Source organism: Enterococcus sp. AZ104 (genome assembly GCF_050546705.1).
In the GTDB taxonomy this organism is placed as follows: domain Bacteria; phylum Bacillota; class Bacilli; order Lactobacillales; family Enterococcaceae; genus Enterococcus; species Enterococcus faecalis.
This window is the reverse complement of the sequence record NZ_CP172952.1, coordinates 143324-164597: the sequence shown is the minus strand read 5'-3', so window position 1 is coordinate 164597 and position 21274 is coordinate 143324. Positions and strand designations below refer to the sequence as shown.

The 21274-nt window shown below is 40.2% G+C and carries 22 protein-coding genes and 1 pseudogene; 1 reads left to right on the top strand and 22 read right to left on the bottom strand.

The window, feature by feature from the left end:
* Positions 1 to 41: 41 nt before the first annotated feature.
* From IGJ37_RS00740 to IGJ37_RS00725, 4 genes are all read right to left on the bottom strand, one after another.
* Positions 42 to 1244 carry an iron-containing alcohol dehydrogenase gene (locus IGJ37_RS00740; protein WP_025186734.1) on the bottom strand — a complete coding sequence of 401 codons (1203 nt, stop codon included), beginning with the start codon at positions 1242 to 1244 and terminating at the stop codon, positions 42 to 44.
* Positions 1245 to 1357: 113 nt separating this feature from the next.
* On the bottom strand, positions 1358 to 2362 hold the full coding sequence (locus tag IGJ37_RS00735) for a FecCD family ABC transporter permease (protein WP_002364533.1): 1005 nt from the start codon (positions 2360 to 2362) through the stop codon (positions 1358 to 1360).
* The gene (locus tag IGJ37_RS00730) at positions 2359 to 3369 is read right to left on the bottom strand and encodes a FecCD family ABC transporter permease (protein ID WP_002356184.1); all 1011 of its coding nucleotides are present in this window, start codon (positions 3367 to 3369) and stop codon (positions 2359 to 2361) included. Before IGJ37_RS00730 ends, IGJ37_RS00735 begins: the two co-directional genes overlap by 4 nt.
* Positions 3366 to 4172: an ABC transporter ATP-binding protein gene (locus tag IGJ37_RS00725; protein ID WP_002356183.1), complete on the bottom strand. Its 807-nt coding sequence runs from the start codon at positions 4170 to 4172 to the stop codon at positions 3366 to 3368. The genes IGJ37_RS00730 and IGJ37_RS00725 overlap by 4 nt, the downstream gene beginning before the upstream one ends.
* A gap of 230 nt (positions 4173 to 4402) precedes the next feature.
* On the opposite strand from IGJ37_RS00725, the gene IGJ37_RS00720 reads away from it, so the two are divergent.
* Positions 4403 to 5341, top strand: a complete 939-nt coding sequence (locus IGJ37_RS00720; protein ID WP_002361532.1) for an iron-hydroxamate ABC transporter substrate-binding protein — start codon at positions 4403 to 4405, stop codon at positions 5339 to 5341.
* 38 nt (positions 5342 to 5379) lie between these two features.
* Here the strand turns inward: IGJ37_RS00720 and deoD are convergent, their stop codons facing one another.
* The 18 genes and pseudogenes from deoD to IGJ37_RS00630 all read right to left on the bottom strand — a co-directional run bounded on the left by deoD (position 5380) and on the right by IGJ37_RS00630 (position 21232).
* Positions 5380 to 6087 carry a purine-nucleoside phosphorylase gene (gene deoD, locus IGJ37_RS00715; RefSeq protein WP_002359338.1) on the bottom strand — a complete coding sequence of 236 codons (708 nt, stop codon included), beginning with the start codon at positions 6085 to 6087 and terminating at the stop codon, positions 5380 to 5382.
* A gap of 17 nt (positions 6088 to 6104) precedes the next feature.
* A complete protein-coding gene (locus IGJ37_RS00710; protein ID WP_002356180.1) occupies positions 6105 to 6923 on the bottom strand; it encodes a purine-nucleoside phosphorylase in 819 nt (272 codons plus the stop codon).
* 16 nt (positions 6924 to 6939) lie between these two features.
* Positions 6940 to 8106 carry a phosphopentomutase gene (gene deoB / locus IGJ37_RS00705; protein ID WP_002356179.1) on the bottom strand — a complete coding sequence of 389 codons (1167 nt, stop codon included), beginning with the start codon at positions 8104 to 8106 and terminating at the stop codon, positions 6940 to 6942.
* 305 nt (positions 8107 to 8411) lie between these two features.
* Positions 8412 to 8669 (bottom strand): hypothetical protein, encoded by a 258-nt coding sequence (locus IGJ37_RS00700; RefSeq protein WP_224798854.1) that lies wholly within the window; start codon positions 8667 to 8669, stop codon positions 8412 to 8414.
* 13 nt (positions 8670 to 8682) lie between these two features.
* Positions 8683 to 8997, bottom strand: a complete 315-nt coding sequence (locus tag IGJ37_RS00695) for a hypothetical protein (protein ID WP_086317579.1) — start codon at positions 8995 to 8997, stop codon at positions 8683 to 8685.
* A 9-nt stretch (positions 8998 to 9006) separates the two neighbouring features.
* A complete protein-coding gene (locus tag IGJ37_RS00690; protein WP_252671639.1) occupies positions 9007 to 10248 on the bottom strand; it encodes a lipase in 1242 nt (413 codons plus the stop codon).
* Positions 10245 to 10643: a hypothetical protein gene (locus IGJ37_RS00685; protein ID WP_002356175.1), complete on the bottom strand. Its 399-nt coding sequence runs from the start codon at positions 10641 to 10643 to the stop codon at positions 10245 to 10247. Before IGJ37_RS00685 ends, IGJ37_RS00690 begins: the two co-directional genes overlap by 4 nt.
* A 72-nt stretch (positions 10644 to 10715) precedes the next feature.
* Positions 10716 to 10895, bottom strand: a pseudogene (locus tag IGJ37_RS00680) (hypothetical protein); the annotation flags it as partial.
* On the bottom strand, positions 10895 to 11293 hold the full coding sequence (locus IGJ37_RS00675; RefSeq protein ID WP_002385432.1) for a hypothetical protein: 399 nt from the start codon (positions 11291 to 11293) through the stop codon (positions 10895 to 10897). The pseudogene IGJ37_RS00680 and the gene IGJ37_RS00675, both read right to left, overlap by 1 nt.
* Before the next feature lie 205 nt (positions 11294 to 11498).
* Positions 11499 to 12452: an ABC transporter permease gene (locus IGJ37_RS00670; RefSeq protein ID WP_002356172.1), complete on the bottom strand. Its 954-nt coding sequence runs from the start codon at positions 12450 to 12452 to the stop codon at positions 11499 to 11501.
* Positions 12452 to 13585: an ABC transporter permease gene (locus IGJ37_RS00665; RefSeq protein ID WP_002356171.1), complete on the bottom strand. Its 1134-nt coding sequence runs from the start codon at positions 13583 to 13585 to the stop codon at positions 12452 to 12454. The genes IGJ37_RS00670 and IGJ37_RS00665 overlap by 1 nt, the downstream gene beginning before the upstream one ends.
* Positions 13578 to 15146, bottom strand: coding sequence for an ABC transporter ATP-binding protein (locus IGJ37_RS00660; protein WP_002381361.1), 1569 nt, complete (start codon positions 15144 to 15146; stop codon positions 13578 to 13580). The genes IGJ37_RS00665 and IGJ37_RS00660 overlap by 8 nt, the downstream gene beginning before the upstream one ends.
* 205 nt (positions 15147 to 15351) lie before the next feature.
* Positions 15352 to 16437 (bottom strand): BMP family lipoprotein, encoded by a 1086-nt coding sequence (locus tag IGJ37_RS00655; RefSeq protein ID WP_002356169.1) that lies wholly within the window; start codon positions 16435 to 16437, stop codon positions 15352 to 15354.
* 53 nt (positions 16438 to 16490) lie between these two features.
* Entirely contained in the window at positions 16491 to 17564 is a 1074-nt protein-coding gene (locus IGJ37_RS00650; protein ID WP_002356168.1) for a BMP family lipoprotein, read from the bottom strand.
* Between the two features lie 95 nt (positions 17565 to 17659).
* Positions 17660 to 18124, bottom strand: coding sequence for a cytidine deaminase (locus IGJ37_RS00645; RefSeq protein WP_002387503.1), 465 nt, complete (start codon positions 18122 to 18124; stop codon positions 17660 to 17662).
* Positions 18093 to 18755, bottom strand: a complete 663-nt coding sequence (deoC, locus tag IGJ37_RS00640; protein WP_002356166.1) for a deoxyribose-phosphate aldolase — start codon at positions 18753 to 18755, stop codon at positions 18093 to 18095. The genes IGJ37_RS00645 and deoC overlap by 32 nt, the downstream gene beginning before the upstream one ends.
* 27 nt (positions 18756 to 18782) lie before the next feature.
* The gene (locus tag IGJ37_RS00635) at positions 18783 to 20084 is read right to left on the bottom strand and encodes a pyrimidine-nucleoside phosphorylase (protein WP_002356165.1); all 1302 of its coding nucleotides are present in this window, start codon (positions 20082 to 20084) and stop codon (positions 18783 to 18785) included.
* Positions 20085 to 20224: 140 nt separating this feature from the next.
* A complete protein-coding gene (locus tag IGJ37_RS00630) occupies positions 20225 to 21232 on the bottom strand; it encodes a substrate-binding domain-containing protein (RefSeq protein WP_002356164.1) in 1008 nt (335 codons plus the stop codon).
* Positions 21233 to 21274: the final 42 nt, after the last annotated feature.

Here is a 21274-nt window from a genome sequence, read left to right as displayed (position 1 = left end):
TAACAAAAGCGGTTTGCCAAGGCAAACCGCTTTTTTATGGATTAAATAAATTGACTTTCGGTTAAACAATCTTTATAAATCGCTACTATATCCGCTGCATCCAATGGTACATAAGCCTTTTCGGCAATTGCACTATGGGCCACAGCTTGTTGTGCCATTTCTTCAAATTTATCTGCTTCGATGCCAACTTCTGGTAATGTCATTGGAATGCCACAAGCCACAAAGTAATCATATAATGCTTGAATACCTTTTTTCGCTGCTACTTCCTCTTCTTGTTCGACTATTCCCCAAACATTTCGAGCAAACTGTGCAAACTTGCCTACGGTTTGTTCAGACAAACCGTAATTCATCCAACGAGGCGTTAAAATTGCTAAGCCAATCCCATGCGTAATGTCATAAAACGCACTTAATTCATGTTCCATTGGGTGACAAGACCAAACACCTTGTTTGCCGCGCCCTGTTAAGCCATTTAAGGCTAAACTACTTGCCCACATTAAATTAGCACGTGCATCATAATCTTCTGGATTTTCTAAAGCAATAGGACAATTTTTGATAACCGTTCGCATTAAGCCTTCTGACACAAAATCTTGGACGTCTGTGCCTGTCGAAATACTAAAATAGTTTTCAATCAAATGACTGAAAATATCCGCTGAGCCAGCTGCTGTTTGATTTTGAGGAACCGTAAAAGTATTCGTTGGATCCAAGAACGAAACTTTTGGAATCATATTCGGACCACCAAAGCCTAATTTTTGATTGGTTTCTAAGTTAGAAATGACAGCACCTGCGTTCATTTCACTACCTGTTGCTGCTAAAGTCAAGATGGTCACGATTGGTAAAGCAGGACCAGTATACCCTTTTCTGGCTGCAATGACTGTCCAGATATCTTCTTCCGAATAAAAGCCCGCAGCTATTGCTTTGGAACAGTCAATGGTTGAACCACCGCCAACTGCTAAAATAACATCGACTTGGTTTTCTTTACACAACTCAATTCCTTTTCTAACGGTTTCAATGCGCGGGTTTGGTTCGACACCGCTCAACTCAATCAGTGTATGCCCGTTTTTTTGGGCCAAATCAGTAATTTGTTGGTACAAGCCATTACGTTTGATACTACCGCCACCATAAACAAGTAAGACATTTTTACCAAATTGATCTAACACAGCAGGTAATTCGTCTAAACGATCTTTCCCAAAACGGATGTCTGTTGGTACATAAAAATTAAAGTTTTCCATTCTTTCATCCTCCATTCAATCCTCTTACGCATTTATCATACTATTTTTTCAAAAATCCGCCAATAAAAAAGCCGAGCAAATGACAGTTGCTTTCACAACGACCAATTGACCCAGCTTTTGATTCTTTTTTATAACGAATCGCTTGTTTTGATTAACAAATAAAGAAAATAAGGCGCACCGATGATCGCAACAATAATCCCTGCAGGCATTTCTCCATTGCCAGGCAATAGCCGACCAATCGTATCACTAACCAATAAAAGTAAACTCCCAAACAACGCCGCCAATGGCAATACCTGTTTTTGTTGCGTAAAACCACATTTGCGAGCAATATGTGGCGCAAGTAAACCTAAAAAATTAATTCCCCCTGTAACGGAAATCGCTGAAGCCGCCAACATCACCGCTAACAGCAACGAAACGATTCGTTCTTTTTTCACAGCAATACCTACAGAAATAGCTGTTTCGTCCCCCAATTGTAAAATATCCAACAGACGATGACGCTTCATCGCAAAAAAGAACCCAATGACTAGCCAAGGCAACAAAGCGCCCACAAAGAACCAATTACTGCCCCAGATACTGCCTGCTTGCCACATTGTAACAAAACGGTACTTTTCAGTGTCAATTTTTGATGTAATTAATAAGGTGAGTGCTGAAATACCCGTACTCAAAATGACACCCGCTAAGACCATTCGAACTGGCGTCAATCCTAAACGATGATGATACGCGATTACTAAAATCCCAACAGCCGCTAGCAAGCCGCCAACTAAGGCCACGAGCGGAAGTGCAAACATCGTGATACTTGTCGTTTCAATAAAACTAATAAACAAAATCACTGCCAAACCCGCACCCGCATTAATGCCTAAAATCCCAGTATCTGCCAACGGATTCCGAGTAATCCCTTGAAGAATAGCGCCGCTTAAGCCTAAAGCTGCGCCCGCTAGGACCGCAAGCACAATCCGTGGTAACCGAAAATCCCAAACTAACAGTTGTTTGGCCTGACTTCCCTGTCCCAAAAGAAGAGCTTTTAAATCCATGAAGGAAACAGATAATTCCCCTTGCGTTAAACTGATACAAGCAGTTAGGATAATCCCAACTATTAAGATAGCCACCCAACGGGACACTTTTTTCTGTGTCATCCTAGTTGCCCTCCTTTACGAAATAAATAAAGAAAGAATGGGATGCCAATTAAGGCCGTGATAATCCCAAATGGTGTTTCAAAAGGCGGATTCACCATTCGAGCGATTAAATCTGCCACCAAAACGAGGAGCGCACCACCTAACGCCGAGAACGGAATCAAGCGCCGGTAATTTTCTCCAGAAACTGTTCGCATCACATGAGGCACCACCAAACCAACAAAACTGACCGAGCCAACTAGCGCCACAGACAATCCTGATAAAAGCAAAATCGTTATACTGGCAAACAACCGAATACGCTGCGGATTTCGCCCCAAACCAATTGTTGCATCATCGCCAAACCGTAAAATAGTCACCGACGGACTAATCAGAATTGCTAATGCAAATGCGCCCAGAAAGATAGGGACGACTATTTTTAATTGTGCCCAAGAAATAACGCTGACACCGCCAAGAAACCAAAACGTTAACTCTTGACTCAAATTGAACTGAATGGCTAAGAATTGACTAAATGATAAAAAAAGGGCACTAATACCAGCTCCCACTAAGGTCAGACGCATGGGGCTTGCTCCTCGAATTGAATGATTAGAAAGATAATAAATCAGTGCCACACTCACGCCGGCACCAAGAAAAGAAACAACTAAAAGCCACCAATAACTTGCCTGAGGGAGGAAAGCAAAAACAAGCGCCAAGCCCAAGCCAGCCCCAGCATTGATACCCAGCAAGCCAGAATCTGCCAATGGATTTTGTGTAATCCCTTGCGCTAACGCCCCACTCACCGCTAAACTTGCCCCCACAAAAGCGGCCCCTAAAATCCGCGGCAACCGAACCGTTTGGATGACTTGATGCGCTTGATTGGTCGCATCGAAGTGCGTAAATGAATCAATAATCGTTTGAATCGAAACCGACGTCGCACCAAACATCAATGACAGAAGCATTGTCCCCAGTAGCAAAAAAAGACAGACAAGCAACACTTGCCATTGGTGTCTATAAAATCCGCTTATGCCTTTCATCCATCCAGCTCCATTTCCATCAACTCATAAGAAAGCACTAGTGGCCGCTGTGTCTGACTATGATAACTAATTTCTGCTTGAATAGCGAAAACATCTGCTAAGCCAGTAACAGTAATCACTTCTTGCGGTGTTCCCTCATTGATAATCTTTCCCTCTTTCATCGCAATCACGCGATCAGAAAAACGAGAAGCTAAATTAATATCATGAATCGTCATCACGATAGTTTTCTGATGTTCTTGATTAATTCGTTTTAACACATTTAAAATTTCTAGCTGATGCGCTGGATCCAAATAGGTGGTCGGTTCATCTAAAATTAAAATATCTGTATCCTGCACTAGCGCCATAGCAATCCAAACCCGTTGACGTTGTCCACCTGATAAAATCGCCACAGACTCTCTAGCTAATTCAGTTAAGCCTGTTAATTCTAATGCCCATTGTATGTACTCTTGATCTTCTGTGGTGACACTTTTCCAGCCCGATTGATATGGATACCGCCCGAAAGAGACGAGGTCAAAAACAGATAAATCGATTGTATTTTCTGGCGTTTGTGATAAGATCGCTAGTTCTTGCGCCACTTCTTTTGAAGAAAAATGTTGAAGTTCTTGGTTCTTAATGAACACCTTGCCTTTCTCAGCTGGCAAAATACGCGCAAGTGTTTTTAACAAGGTCGATTTGCCACAACCATTTGGTCCAATAATACTTGTAATAGTTCCCGCTTCAAATGAACAGTTCAGCGCTTCACTAATCACTTGACGACCATATCCTGTAGTTAAGTCCTCTGCCTCTAAATAATTCATAACCATTCCTCTTTAATTTTTCTGTCGTTATTTTACATTTATTGAGAATCGTTCTCACTCATTGTTCCTTGATTATAAAAGACCCTTCCTTAAAAAGCAATGTTTCTTCCAATCAAAAAAACGAATTATCTAAAAAATGCAACTTATTTGCTCAAAAAAGCAAGCGATGATTGACAAACGGTCGTTTTTAACTGATAATGAGAATCGTTATCAACTAAAAATAAAGGAGTTACACAATGAAACTTTTAAAAAAGACGGTCCTAATTGGTACAACCCTTCTTCTTGGTTCATTCTTACTCGCAGCTTGTGGTAATACGAATAAAGAAGCCAACAACGCTGACAAAACACATGAAGTAACAGATACCTTAGGCAATAAAGTAACCGTCCCCGCGAAACCCAAACGGATTATTGCGAGTTATTTAGAAGATTATCTAGTTGCATTAGGAGAAAAACCAGTGGCACAATGGACAGTTGGACAAGGCAGCATTCAAGATTATTTAGCGAAAGAATTGAAAGATGTCCCCACTATTTCCTATGACTTGCCATATGAAGCGGTTCTAAAATTTGAACCTGACTTATTATTAATCAGTTCATCTGCTCTAGTTGAAGGCGGTAAATACAAAGAATACAGTAAAATTGCGCCAACTTATGTAGTCAAAAACGGCGAAAATGTCACCTGGCGTGATCAATTGGAAGATATTGCCACTGTTTTAGATAAAAAAGAACAAGCGAAAAAAGTGTTAGAAGATTATGATACCTTAACCAAAGGCGTCCAAGAAGACCTCGGCAAAAAGGATGCTGGCAAATCTGCGGCAGTCTTATGGGTAACCAACAACCAAGTCTTTATGGTTAGCGATAATCGCTCAAGCGGAACCGTGCTCTATCAGGACTTAGGCCTCCAAGTTCCAAAATTAGTGGAAGAAATTTCTAAAAACGCTACTGCGGATTGGAATCAAGTTTCTTTAGAAAAATTAGCTGAGCTTGACGCAGACCACATTTTCCTTGTAAACAGCGATGAATCAGCACCTCTTTTCCAAGAAGCAATTTGGAAGAACTTACCTGCTGTGAAAAATAACCAAGTTCATACCTATGATAAAAAAAGTAGTTGGTTATACAACGGACCTATTGCGAATACTCAAATTGTTGAAGATGTAAAAAAAGCGCTCTTAAATTAAAAAAATGCTTGGATGATTGTTTTCATCCAAGCATTTTTTTAATTAGCAATTGCCGTTTCTAAACCAACTTCAATCATTTCATTAAACGTCGTTTGGCGTTCTTCTGCCGTTGTTTCTTCGCCTGTCACCAAGCTATCACTCACCGTCATAATCGCCAATGCTTCTACATCAAATTTTGCTGCTAAATAATATAACATTGCCGCTTCCATTTCAATCGCTAATACCCCGTATCGACCTAAACGAAAGACATCATCTAAGCTATCTTTGTAAAAAACATCATCTGACAATACGTTACCAACATGGGTAGTAAAGCCTTTTGCTTTAGCAATTTCGTAAGATTTGAGTAAAAGGTCGAAGCTCGCAATTTGTGGAAAATCATATTTAGGAAAATCATTGCGAATCGCGGAAGAAGGTGTCGCTGCTGCTTGTGCGATAACTAATTCACGAACGTTGACTTTTTCTGAAATAGAACCACACGTACCAACACGAATTAACTTCTTCACATCGTAAGAGTTAATTAACTCATGGGCATAAATACCTGCTGAAGGCATCCCCATCCCTGTTCCTTGGACCGAAACACGCTGTCCCTTATATGTTCCTGTGTAACCTAACATCCCACGAACTTGATTATAGCAGACAGGATTCTCCAAAAAAGTTTCCGCAATATATTTTGCTCGGAGGGGATCCCCTGGTAGTAAAATTTTATCGGCAATTTCACCTGGTTTTGCTTCGATATGCACACTCATTCTGGTTTACTCCTTTTTTATAAAGCTGCTAGTGTTGCTTTCACTAACTCTTTGAATTGTCCTTTAACGCGTTCAGTTGTTTCAACTACTTCTGCATGATTTAAGCTACTTTGCATACCAGCTGCTAAATTCGTAATACAAGAGATGCCTAGTACTTTCATGCCACTATGCACAGCTACAATGACCTCCGAAACAGTTGACATGCCAACTGCATCCGCACCCATCGTCCGTGACATCCGAATTTCTGCAGGCGTTTCATATGTCGGGCCAGAAAAGCCCATATACACGCCTTCTTTTAAATCAATATTTTGTTCCGCAGCCACTTTTTTTGCCACTTCCCGATATTCTTGCGTGTAAGCATGACTCATATCTGGAAAACGCGGCCCGATTTCTTCATCATTTTCACCAATTAACGGATTATCGCCTGTAAAATTAATGTGGTCATTGATTAACATCAAATTCCCTGGTGTATATGTTTCATTTACGCCACCAGCTGCGTTGGTTACAATCATTGAATGAATGCCTAAAGCAGCCATCACACGAACGGGATAAGTGACCGTTTGCATCGAATGTCCTTCATAATAATGAAAACGTCCTTGCATCGCCAAAACTTTTTTTCCAGAAAGCGTTCCGTAAACTAATTGTCCAGCATGTCCAACGACTGTTGAAACAGAAAAATGGGGAATTTCAGAGAAAGGAATAGCAATCGCATCGGTTATTTCATTAGCTAATTCACCTAACCCAGAACCTAAGATTAGACCGAAGTCTGCTTGTTGCACCCCTTTTTCTTTCAAAAACTCAGTTGTTTCGTTTAAATGGTTCGTTAACGTTGTCATGTGTTGCCTCCTCGAATTATTGTAATTGATTTAAAAAGCTTTGACCGTTTTCCGTTGCAGGAACTTCAAAGTTTTCAGCAATCGTTGCTGAAATATCTGAATAAAATCCTTGTGGCAAGCTGCCTTGTTTTGTCATTTTTTTACTATAAGCCAATAAAGGCACATATTCACGTGTGTGGTCTGTTCCTGGGAAAGTTGGGTCATTCCCGTGATCTGCTGTAATTAAAAGCAAATCATCTTCGGCCATAGCTGCCATAATCTCTGGCAAACGACCATCAAAATCTTCGATGGCTTTTGCATAGCCCTTCACATCACGACGGTGGCCATACAGCGCATCGAAATCCACTAAGTTAGTAAAACTTAAACCTGTGAAATCTTTGTTCATGACCGTTAATAATTGATCCACCCCATCCATATTGCTCTTCGTGCGGATAGCTTCAGTAATTCCTTGTCCATTAAAGATGTCGTTAATTTTCCCAACAGCGATCACATCATTGCCGTTTTCTTTCAACGAATCTAAAACAGTATGGCCAAAAGGATCTAGAGCATAGTCATGACGGTTACTGGTTCGAGTGAAATTACCTGGTTCACCAACATACGGGCGAGCGATAATCCGACCAATCATATAAGGTTCGTCTTTCGTAATGTCACGAACATATTGACAAATTTTATACAATTCTTCTAATGGAATAATGTCTTCATGCGCCGCAATTTGTAAAACAGGGTCTGCTGAAGTATAAACAATTAAATCCCCTGTTTTCATTTGATGTTCGCCATAATCATCAATGACCGCTGTCCCGCTATATGGTTTGTTACAAACAACTTTTCGCCCAGAAAAATCTTCAATTTGTTTCAGTAATTCTTCAGGAAAGCCGTTTGGGAATACCCGAAAAGGTTTTTTGATGTTCAAGCCCATAATTTCCCAATGACCGGTCATAGTATCTTTTCCAACAGAAATTTCTTCTAATTTGGTGGCATAGCCATCGTGGTCTGCCACTGCTTTGACACCTGTTAAAGGAGCAATAGTTCCCAATCCAAGTTTTTCTAAATGAGGAATGGTTAGTCCCGCTTCTTTGGCAATATGACCCAGTGTATCACTGCCGACATCTCCAAATTTTTCAGCATCTGGTGCTTCACCAATACCGACTGAATCTAGTACGATTAAATGAACACGTTTAAACACACTTGCTTCCTCCTCTAAGGTCGTAAATACGTCAAGAATGACAATTATTTTACGCTAGCCTTTTAAATAGTCTCGAGAATCAAACAGAATAATCTATTTATTCTCAGCTCTTCAATTATACCATGAATCCGCTATTATTGCGTGTTTAAGACTGGCTTATATTTTAGAAAAAGCAACTTTTTCTAAAATATAAAGAAATAATTACACTAAAAAAGCCCCAGGCTGTTCCCTAGAGCATTGCTGAGATTCCTTCAATTTTCTTCTTAAAAATGAACGCATAAAATCCTTTTGTCATTGTAATATTCCTACAAGAACTGCTTCAAACTAATTGTTTGTCTTTGAAAGGCTTCTTTTACTTTATTACCAAACTGTCCTTTAAGAGCCGTTCCTAGTTGTTGCTGCCTTGTCCCAAAACTTGTTGCTGCTTCGACGACTAGCTTGCGATGCCTTTGATTTGCCTGATTCTTCTCCTGAGCAACCCGTTGTTGCATTGCTACTCCTACAGAACGAACATTGGCTTTATCTGCACTTCTAGCTAACTCCTTTAACAACCGTTGAATCATTTCGTCCACTAAATTACCTCTTTTCATTGCTTCGTTTTTGATACTCACTTCGATAAGTTTGTTCTAAATCCTCTATTTTATGGTTTATTTTTCGTCGTTCTAACTGAATCGTTTCTTGAAACTGTTCAATTATTGTTGAATAGTCCCTTTTCGCTCGATGCAAAGGTTCTCCGTCTAGCGCCAAGCTATTTAAGGCACTTCTTAAACGTTGCTCAGCTTCCATTACCATTTGTTCTCCGTGCGACTGTGCTCGTCGTAAATCGTCACTTTGTTCTTCTAATCCTTGCCGTTCTCTGCGATAATTCGCTTGTAATTCATCCAATGTCATTTTTTGCTCCTATCTAAATTGATTAGCCAGTTCGCTATCGCGGGCAACGATTTCTGCTAATTTGGCGGTGATTTCCCGTTCTAAAGCATCAAAGGTGGCGCTTTTTTCTTTGGCTTGTTGAATACGCAGTTCATGGGTTTCTTTTGGTTGAAACACCTGACTTTGCTTGGTGACACCCACACTAGCTAAGGCTTCCATAATTTCAGCTTCAGTTAACATCTGAACGGAATTTCTAGCCGCACGAAGTCCTACTTCCCAATTTTGCTTCAAGGTTCGAATCGCTTTTTGATGAATGCGAATCACTCGTTCCATGGCATATTTTGCATTGCGAGCTGCTGTTTGAACCACAGCTCTGGCTTGGGCATCCTCTAAATAAATTTGTTGACTACTTGATAAACCGCTACCATTTTTCAGTAACTTTTTCTTCAAAATTTGTAAATTTGCCAATTCACTGGCAAAAACTGTCATGGCTTTTCGCTCTTGTCCTTGAAGGCTCGCTTCTAAATTGTGTTCATTATCAGGAATAACTAAATAGCCGTCTGCATCAAAGAGCCAATTGGCTAAATCATGAGACTTCAACGGATTTTGTAAGCCTATTTGCAAAGCCACTTTGATTTCGGCGCCGGTGCCATTGCCCATTAAATTACCTACAATATCCGCCTGATTGCGATAATTGGTTAACCAGCCAGGATTTTCAGCGACCCACTTTTTAGCAGCTGGTGTCAACACCTCATAGGGATCTGGCCCATTAAAACCGACATTTTTCCATTGATTTTCCGCGGCAATATACAACGCTAAATATTCCCCTAAAGAATGTCCGGTAGTAGAAAAAGTGGCCTCGCTGTATTCTTGTTTGACTGCCTCAGCAAAAGCCACCGCCGAACTCAGTTGCCCAGCCAAACGTTGCGGACTCCGTGCATTGGAAAAACCAGGAGATGCCGTTTTGTCCCAAAAACCACCAATCGTGCGCAAGTCCGTTTCCACATCTTTCCAATCACCAGGATTGGTGCCAGCATAACTAATCACAATTTGCGACAAATCAGGAACCCCTTGCTTATCTAAAGGAGCCACAGCCATCGCTTGCATCCCATCCGTCTGAGAATTCTCTTGGATTTTGAGGATTTGGAATTCAGTACCACCAAGACTATGAATAACATTCTCTTTTATTGTAGGAGAATATTTCTTATCTTTTGGATCCAGCCAATAAACAGCACCACTTATTTTATTATAACTTTTGTCTGTTATACTCAAATTGGCTCCTCCTGTCCATTAGAAAATGTCACTCTAACAACATTTTTAGTTATTCCTTTTTTCTGAACTTCTCTGTCGACGACTCCATAATCATCAATTTCATTACTATTTTTTACAAATCCATAATCAAAATAAGCAGTGCTACCAGTAGTATTTTTCAACGTCACAACAATCCTGTACGATCCCGTCATAGTATTAAATCCTGTTCGTTCAATCTCTACCTCTGCTATATCCGCAAAGGTATTTTTCAATACTTTCACTGATTGTTTCTCTACTGCTAGTAAATCTTGTTCTTTTTGTTCTGCCCGTTTGTCCATAAATACTTTCCCTCCAATGCCAATTAGGATGATTCCTAAAATCAATAAAATACCTACTCTAATTCCTTTTTTATTCATAGCTCCTCCTTTTATTTATTCATAGTTAATTGCTTAACCTATGTATCTTCATCTGATATTTATGTTTGACACAACAGCCATCGCTTGCATCCCATCCGTCTGAGAATTCTCTTGGATTTTGAGGATTTGGAATTTTAAATTTCCAAATTTACGTATTCTTCCTTCTTTAATACTCGGTGTATATCTTTTATGCTTAGGGTCTAGCCAATAAACTCTATCACTTAATTGATTATAGTCTTGGTCAGTTATCATTAAATCAACTCCTCCTTCCCATTAGTGTATGTTACTTTTACTGAAGTAGTTGTGACTCCTTCTTTTTGTACCGCTTCATCTTCTACTCCATAATCTCCCAATTCATTCCTCTCTTTCCAAAATCCATAATCAAATTTTACAGAGTCGTTATTCTTATTAAACATTGTCACATACATTCCATACGACCCTGTCATTTCGTTTTTTCCTGCTTCATGGAATTTGACTTCCTTAATATCCGCAAAGGTATTTTTCAGTACTTTCACTGATTGTTTCTCTACTGCTAGTAAATCTTGTTCTTTTTGTTCTGCCCGTTTGTCCATAAATACTTTCCCTCCAATGCCGATTAGGATAATTCCTAACACCAATAAAATACCTACTCTAATTCCTTTTTTATTCATGACTCCTCCTTTCTTTATTTAGAATCGAGACTTTGATAGCGTTTTACTTTTTAGTTTAACATAGCAAAAAGAAATGAATTTTCAATTTCTTGTACTTCACTAGAAAAAATTGAGAAAATAAGTACTAGGAAAAGTTCTCTCGCTAAAGTTGTTTGAAGAACAATCAAAAAAACTGCCCGTTATTTTACAACGGACAGTTTTAAATCTATTTCGTTTTGACGTAATTTTTCCCGTTCGCTTTTGGTCCCGATGATTTTCCGAAGAACACAACTAGGACTAAAATGGTCAATACGTATGGTGCTGCTTGTAGATAAACTTTTGGAATTTCTGAAATAATTGGTAGGTTTTCCCCAGCAATACTTAAGTTTTGTGCAAAGCCAAAGAATAAGGCTGCGCCCATTGCCCCAAGTGGATTCCATTTACCAAAGATCATTGCGGCCATTGAAATAAACCCTTGTCCTGCAATTGTGGTAATCCCAAAACGACCCGCAATACTTTGAGCAAAGACAGCTCCGCCCATACCGCCTAAGAAGCCGGATAGCAAGACGCCAGAATAACGCATTAAGTAGACATTAATTCCCAATGTATCTGCCGCTTGTGGATGTTCCCCCACAGAACGTAACCGTAAGCCAAAACGTGTTTTATAAATGACAAACCAAGCTAAAATCGCAATCAAAATTGCTACGAAAGCTGGCAAAGAGGTTTTTGCAAAGAATAGTTCACCAATTACTGGAATTTTTGACAATCCTGGGAAAGAAAAATAGCCAAATGATTGTGTAATCATATCTGTTTGTCCTTTTTGATAAATAACTTTTACTAGGAAAACCCCTAGCGCCGGTGCCATCAAGTTAATGACAGTACCACTGATAATATGATCTGCTCGTAAGTTAATAGTTGCAACGGCATGTAAGAGAGAAAAGACAATCCCGACAACGCCTCCTACTAAACAAGCAATCCATGGTGTCGCCGCGCCAAATGTATCAGCAAACGTCAAGTTAAAAACGACCGAACTGAAAGCGCCCATTACCATAATACCTTCCAAACCAACGTTAACCACACCACTTCGTTCTGAGAACGTTCCGCCTAATGCTGTCAAGATGAGCGGAGTTGCATACACTAATGTTTGCGTGATGATTGAGGAAATTGTTGCTAAATCCATTAGATGTCTCCCCCCTCTTGATTGTTTTTGTCTGGCGCCGCTTCAATTGTTTCTACAATCGCTACTTCTTTTTTACTACCAGACGCTTTTGCTAACAAGAAACGAATTAAATAACTAATTCCCACAAAGAAAATAATCGCTGCAATAACAACATCAACTAATTCTGTTGGTACACCAGCTATCAACGGCATTCCTTGTCCACCAAGTTTTAACATTCCAAACAGTAATGCGGAAAGTAAAATCCCGATTGAGCTACCTGCTCCTAATAGAGACACGGCCATACCATCGAACCCAATGCTCAACGATGTGTTTTGAATAAAGAAGTTTTGGAAAGTCCCCAATCCTTGGACCGCACCACCTAAACCAGCCAGCGTTCCTGAAATCATCATAGATAAAATAATTGTTCGCTTGCTGCTCATTCCAGCATATTCAGAAGCAAATGGGTTTAACCCCACCGACCGAATTTCAAAACCAAGCGTTGTTTTTTTCATCAAGAACCACACAAGAATAAGGAAAATGAAGGCCAAGAAAATGCCGATGTTCAAACGAGAGCCATCACTGATACTTGTTAAAAACGGTGAGCGTAATGATGCATTCGCACCAATCATTTTGGTGATCCCTTTGTTCGCCATAATACTTGGTTTCATGACATTATTAGCAATATGATTTCCTGTGTACAATAAAATATAATTCAACATAATCGTAACAATAACTTCACTCGTCCCAAAATAGGCACGCAAGAAACCTGGAATGGCTGCTGCTAAAGCTCCTGCAACTGCGCCAACAATAATCGCCACCGGCAACGCAATCATCCGGGGTGCATCAGGCATGGATAAAGCGACCCAAATACTAGCCACCCAACCACATAAGGCTTGTCCTGAAAGCCCGATATTAAAGAATCCAGCCGAATTTGCCACCGAGAATCCTAAAGCGGTAAAAATCAACGGAGCTGCGGTGACAAAAATCTCACCAATACTTTTCTTTCCTTGGAAAGCTGTTTCAAACATCGCTTGATACCCAGCCACTGGGTCATAGCCAAAGATAACCATAATAATTGCCCCTAAGAGGAAACCCATAATAACAGATAACACAGGGACTAAAATATTTCTTATTTTTTCAGAACGATTATTCAACAGTTTCACCTGCCTCTACTTTTGATAACTCAGCACGGGCTTCTTCCAATGAGTAGCCAGCCATTAACAAGCCCAATTCATTTTCTGTCGTTTCTTTCGGATCAACAATTCCGACAATTTCCCCCGCATGAATAACAGCGATACGATCAGAAACATTTAAAATTTCGTCTAATTCAAAACTTACTAATAAAACAGCTTTATTTTTATCTCTTTGTTCAATTAGTCGACGATGAATGTATTCAATAGCTCCGACATCTAAACCGCGTGTTGGTTGAGAAACAATCAACAAATCTGGATCGCGGTCAACTTCTCGGGCAATAATTGCTTTTTGCTGATTCCCACCTGAAAGCGCCCGAGCTGGTACTAGTTCATTAGGAGTCCGTACATCATATTCTTCAATTAATTCACGGGCGTGTTTGTTAATCATTCGATAGTTTAAAATACCTGTTGAACTGTATGGTTTTTGGTAATACGTTTGTAGGCCAATATTTTCAGCCAATGTCATCTCTAATACCAAGCCATATTTATGTCGGTCTTCAGGAACGTGGGCGACACCCATTTCCGTAATTTCCCGAGGTTTGCGATTAGTAATCTCTTTTTCATTCAAATGAATGGACCCGTTTTCGACTTTGGTTAATCCTGCTAAGGCTTGGATTAATTCTGTTTGTCCATTGCCATCAATCCCCGCAATTCCAACAACTTCCCCTGCTCGGACATCTAAGCTAAGATTTTTCACTGCATCTAAGCCGCGGCTTTCTTTCACTACTAAATCTTTAATTGATAAAATTGTTTCTTTCGGTTGCGCTGGTTTTTTCTCTGTTTTGAAGGAAACAGAACGACCCACCATCATATCGGCTAACTGTTGCGAAGAAACGTCTTTCACATTGACGGTGCCAATACTTTGCCCCCGGCGAATAACCGTACAACGGTCCGCCACTTTTTTAATTTCATCTAACTTATGTGTAATTAAAATGATCGATTTGCCTTCATCGGTTAGTTCTTTCAAAATAATCATTAATTCATCAATTTCTTGTGGCGTTAATACTGCGGTTGGTTCGTCAAAAATTAAAACGTTCGCACCACGATATAAGGTCTTTAAAATTTCAACCCGTTGTTGCATACCCACAGAAATATCGCGAATATAGGCATTGGGATTTACATCCAACCCGTATTGCTTAGACACTTCTTCAATCTCTTTTTTCGCTTTTTTCCGGTCTAAAATACCGCCATGGGTAGGTTCACTACCTAAGATAATATTTTCAGTCACAGTAAAGGCTTCAACTAACATAAAATGCTGATGGACCATTCCGATTCCTAAACGATTGGCTGCAGTAGGACTTGTAATGTTGACTTTTTCGCCATTCATATAAATCTCACCTGAGGTCGGTTCCAATAGCCCTGATAAGATATTCATCAAGGTCGACTTGCCTGCACCATTTTCACCTAGCAGTGCGTGGATTTCACCAGGTTTTACTTGTAAATCAATTTGGTCGTTGGCTTTGAACGTCCCAAATTCTTTGGTGATTTTACGCATCTCAATTACGTTTTCTTCTTGAGACAAGGTCTATTCACTTCCTAACAAAATTATATTGGCAATACTTTAGAGGGTAATTTTGACCCTTAACTAAGTAGTTGAAGAACCTCAACTATTTAGTTAAAAATCCAAACATCATAAAGGGTTTCCTTGGCAGCCGTCGCTGCCAAGGACCACTTTATTTTTAGAAGGAACAATAATGAGCCCTTCTTTTTTCATTTAGGAGCTTAAATTATTCTGGTTTTTCTGGGACTTTTACATCACCTGAGATTACTTTATCTTTTGCTGTTTTAACAGCTTCTTTTGTTTTGTCGTTTAAATAGCCGTCTGTTAAGTCAACGCCACCATCTTTTAATCCATAAACTAAATGTTCGCCACCAGGGAATTTGTCTTCTAACGCACGGTTGGCAATATCTTGAACCGCTGTGCCGACACCTTTAAGGGTTGAAGTTAACGTGAAGTTGTCTTCTTTGCCGTCTTTTGTTTTGTACTTGCCATCAGCATCTTGATCACGGTCAACACCGATTACCCAAACTTTGTCGCCAGAACCTGATTCATTCAAGTCTTTTGCTTCTTGGAAGACCCCTTGTCCAGTCGCACCAGAAGCATGGAAGATGATATCAACGCCGTTTTGGTACATTGCAGCAGCTAAAGCTTTCCCTTTGGCAGGATCAGCAAATGAAGCCGCATATTTTGTATCAACAGTAATTTCTTTACCTAATTCTTTCGCAGCATCAGCCACACCTTTTTCAAAACCAGCTTGGAAACGGTCAATTACGACCCCTTCTTCACCACCAACAAAACCGACTTTGTTCGTTTTTGTTTCGTTTGCAGCAGCAACACCGGCTAAGTAAGCTGCTTCATTATCTCTAAATGTTGCAGAAACGACATTCTTTTTGCCATCGATTTGATCATCGATTAAAACAAAGTTTGTATCAGGGTTGGCATCTGCTGCAGAAGAAATTGCATCTTTTAGCAAGTAGCCAATACCAAAGATTGTGTTGAATTTACTTGATACCGCTTGGTCAATATTTGTTGTATAGTCAGCTGCATCATTCGATTGAATATATGCATACCCTTTTGAACCTTCTGGTAAATCATGTTCTTTACCCCAAGCTTGCAATCCTTCCCAAGAAGATTGGTTGAACGACTTGTCATCCACGCCGCCTGTATCTGTAATGATTACAGCACTATGCGCTGCATCCCCTTTGCCACCGCCGCTTTCAGCGGTTTTGCCTTTGCCACCACCACATGCTGCAAGTGAAACTGATAAACCTAATGCAATCAAACTAAAACCGAATAATTTTGCTTTTTTCATTTCTGTAAAGCCTCCTAAAAATAGTTTAATGTATTTAAACAACTAAGTTGTTTCTAAGGTTGGTCTGGGACTTTTACGTCACCAGAGATGATTTGTTCTTTGGCTTCTTTAACTGCCGTTTTGGCTTGATCGCTTAAGGCTTCTGTTGTTAAATCAACACCGCCATCTTTCAATCCATAAGTTAAATGTTCGCCGCCAGGGAATTTATCTTCTAATGCAAGATCAGAGATTTTTTTCACAGCAATATTTACACCTTTAATGGTTGAAGCTAACGTTAAGTTATCATCCTTGCCATCTTTGGTTGTATATTTACCGTCTTCGTTTTGGTCACGGTCAACACCAATCACCCAAACTTTATCTTTTGAACCTGTTTCATTTAGCGCTTTGGCTTCTTGGAAGATTCCTTGTCCTGTAGTCGCCGCTGCGTGATAAATAATGTCGGCACCTGCTTGATACATAGAAGAAGCTAAGGCCCGTCCTTTTGAAGCGTCTGCAAATGTCCCTGCATAAGTAGACGTAATTTGAATATCTTTGCCTAATTTTTTGCCAGCGTCTGCTACACCTTTTTCAAAACCAGCTTGGAAACGGCCAATAACGGGTCCTTCAACCCCGCCGATAAATCCTACTTTGTTGGTTTTCGTAGTGTTAGCTGCTGCCACACCTGCTAAATACGCAGATTCATTATCTCTAAATGTTGCAGAAGCGACGTTGTTTTTCCCATTAACTGTATCGTCGATTAGAACGAAATTCGTTTCTGGGTTGGCGTCCGCTGCATCTACTACTGCATTTTTTAGTAAATAGCCAATGCCAAAAATCGTTTTAAATTGACTTGAAATGGCTTGGTCAATGTTTGATGTATAATCAGATGCTTCATTTGATTGAATATACGCATACCCTTGAGGTCCTTCTGGAAGTTTGTGCTCTTTGCCCCACTCTTGCATTCCTTCCCACGCAGATTGGTTAAAAGATTTGTCATCAATGCCGGCTGTATCTGTGACCATTACGACACTATGTTGTGGATCACCTTTTGTGTTGGCGTTCTTTTTGCTATTGCCGCCACATGCAGCTAACCCAATGGTTAAGGCAACTGCTGCCAATCCTAGACCTAAAAATTTTGCTTGTTTCACTTTCCGAAAAGCCCCCTACTATTTTATCTATTATTTCATTCGCATTTATGCTATTGAAATCTACTTTGAGCCCAACGAAACCTTATGTCCTTTTTTTAAAAATCTTTATCTGTAAATGAATAGGGCAATAATGCCTCAACTGTCATTGTTTTAGTCGCGCCATCTTTACCAACTAGCGTGACCGGCATTTGTGGATCAAAGAATTCAGCCATTACTTGACGACAAGCGCCACATGGAGAAATGGGTGCCTCTGTATTACCTGCTACAACTAAATGTTGGAAGGTCCGTTCATCTTCTGAAATGGCTTTAAAAATCGCCGTTCTTTCTGCACAATTTGTTAAACCAAAGGAGGCATTTTCAATGTTGACTCCTTGATACATTTTCCCGTCTGCAGTCACTAAGCAAGCGCCCACAGGAAAGTTAGAATACGGTACATAGGCGTGTGCCAATGCTTCTACGGCACAATCAAGCCATTCTTGTTTTACTGTCATCTTTTTCGCCACACCTTCGTTTAATTTGAAATACGAATTAATACCCTTCGCCAGTTGCGCCAGAAACAATTGCTACACCCGTACTTGCACCGATGCGTGTTGCCCCAGCTTCAATCATTGCTAACGCTTCTTCTGCATTATGCACGCCACCAGAAGCCTTAACGCCCATGTCAGGACCAACTGTCTCACGCATTAAACGAATGTCTGCTACTTTAGCGCCGCCTGTTGAGAAGCCAGTAGATGTTTTAACGAAATCGGCACCTGCTTCTTTGGCTAACTCACAAGCTTTAACTTTTTCTTCATCTGTTAATAATGCTGTTTCAATAATCACTTTGACTAACGCTTTTCCTTTGGCTGCATCTACTACGCCTTGAATGTCTTGACGTACGTAATCGTATTGTTGTGATTTTAATGCACCAATATTAATCACCATATCCACTTCATTCGCACCATTTTTAATCGCATCAGCTGCTTCGTATGCTTTAACTTCTGGTGTATTTGCCCCCAAGGGAAAGCCAATAACGGTACACACAGCGACGTCGGTATCTGCTAATTGCTCGCTAGCAAAAGCGACCCAACAAGGATTGATACATACAGAGAAAAAGTTGTACTCCTTAGCTTCGTCAATAATTTTTTGGACAGCGGCTTCTGTCGCTTCTGGTTTCAAAATAGTGTGGTCAATCATGCGGTTTAATTCCATGATGAGAATTCCTCTTTTCTTTTTGTTTTATTCCGTAATGATATCGTGAATCAAAATAGGCTCTTCGCCGGTTGGTCCAATTTCAATGTTTTTATAAAGCAATTGTTCGACTTCTGTCACGTCTTCACGATTGGCATAAATGGTTAGTAATGATTCGCCTTTTTCAACTGGGCTCCCTACTTTTTTGTGAAGTTTCAAGCCAACTGCAAAATCAATCGTATCTTCTTTCGTAGCCCGACCAGCGCCCAGCAACATTGCGGCAACGCCAATTTCATTGGCAACGATTTTTTGTACCACGCCTGTTTCTTTGGCAGGTAAATCAAATTGATAAGTTGCGGTTAATAATTTTTCTGGCTGGTCAACAACGGAACTGTCGCCGCCTTGATTTTCAATCATTTCTTTAAATTTCGCGAGCGCTCGACCGCTTGTTAATGCTTCTTCCAATAAAGCCCGTGCTTCGTCTAACGTCTCGGCTTTTTTAGCTAAAACGACCATCTGACTTCCTAAGACATAGCACATCTCCACTAAATCTTCTGGTCCATTTCCTTGCAAGGTCTCGATTGCTTCAACGATTTCTAAACTATTTCCGATGGCCTCCCCTAAAGGTTGTGACATGTCTGAAATTACTGCCATCGTTTGGCGATTTGCCAGTTTTCCAATGCGAACCATTGTTTCCGCTAATCGACGAGCACTTGCTAGGTCTTTCATGAAGGCCCCTTCACCAGTAGTCACGTCTAAGACAATCGCATCTGCCCCTGCGGCAATTTTTTTACTCATAATGGAACTTGCAATTAATGGAATTGAGTCAACAGTGGCGGTCACATCACGTAACGCATAAAGTTTTTTGTCTGCTGGTGCTAGATCACCTGACTGACCAATCACTGCCACTTTTGTATCGTTCACCAATTGAATAAAACGTTCTTCTGTCAATTCAACTTTAAAACCAGGAATCGCTTCTAATTTATCCAACGTACCGCCCGTGTAGCCTAAGCCACGACCAGACATTTTTGCTACATTGACCCCGACACTAGCAACTAATGGCGCTAAAATAAGCGTCGTAGTGTCGCCTACGCCACCTGTAGAATGCTTGTCGACTTTGATTCCTTCTATAGAAGAAAGATCCACAATTTCGCCTGAATGGACCATTGCTAACGTCATTTGTGTAATTTCTTCGTCTGTCATATCTTGGTAAAAAACAGCCATTAAAAAGGCACTTACCTGATAATCTGGAATTGAACCATCTGTGTATCCGTTGATAATAAATTGAATTTCTTCGCTTGTTAGTTGATGCCCGTCACGTTTCTTTTCAATAATGTCTACCATTCTCATGAATTCGTTCCCTCCGATTTCCCGATAATGTATTATACAACAAAATCGTTCAGCTTTAAACCATTTAGTAAACCAGTTTACTATTATTTTTTTCTTGTGAAAACGCAAACAACACGAACGTTCTATTTCTAAGCTGTTTTTTAAATCGGTTTTGTGCTTTTTCTAGCAATAAACGTCGCATCAAAAACTTTATTCGGAACTTTCCCTGTTGGATCTGCAATAGCTTCCACCAAAAATTTTGCTGCATAATAGCCAATATCAAAACTCGGCTGATAGACGGTTGTTAAACTCGGCACCAAATATTCGGAAATTTCCAAGCCATCAAAGCCAACCACCGAAATATCGTCAGGAATTTTCTTGCCCGCTTCTTCAATGGCTTGATAAGCTCCCATCGCCATTTCATCATTGCCACAAAAAATTGCTGTGATTTCTTCATTTTTCAAAACTTCTTTCGCCGCAGCATAGCCGCCATGCAAGTTCAATTCCCCAGCACAAACATAATGCGGACGAAAAGGTAAATTGTTGTCCTGTAACGCATGCTGATACGCCGTCACTCGTTCCGTTAAACGATAATAGCCGGCACTTTCACGCAACATGCCAATATGCTGATGCCCTTGTTGAATCAAATGATGGACCGCTTGATAAGCACCTTCGTACTCTTTAACGATTAATCGTCCACTATCTCGTGGATTAATCCCACGATCGACAAGAATGACAGGAATCGGATGTTCTCGTCGGTCTTTTAAAATATGATTTTCTGGCAAAACATTCGGCGTGGCAAAAATAATGCCATCCACCGACCGATGAATCAACTCGCTAACATATTGCATCGCTTGCTCGGAATCATGCTTTGAATTGCATAACAAAATCATGTAGCCTAACGAATTTAAATATGTTTCTACACCTTCAATCACTTTTGAGAAAAAGAAATCCGTCACATCTGGCACAATCATACCAATGGTTTTGGAATGACGGTTGATTACATTCGAAGCAAAGTAATCTGGTTTGTAATGATTTTCAGCGACTACCGCCAACACCTTGTTGCGGGTTTTTTCACTGAAACGACTCCCTTTATTATTCAGAATTTGTGAGACGGTTGTGACAGAAACACCAGCCATATCAGCAATTTCTTTAATCGTTAGTTTCATCGCGCCCCTCCCAACGTCTCCTTTTGCATTGACAGACATTTG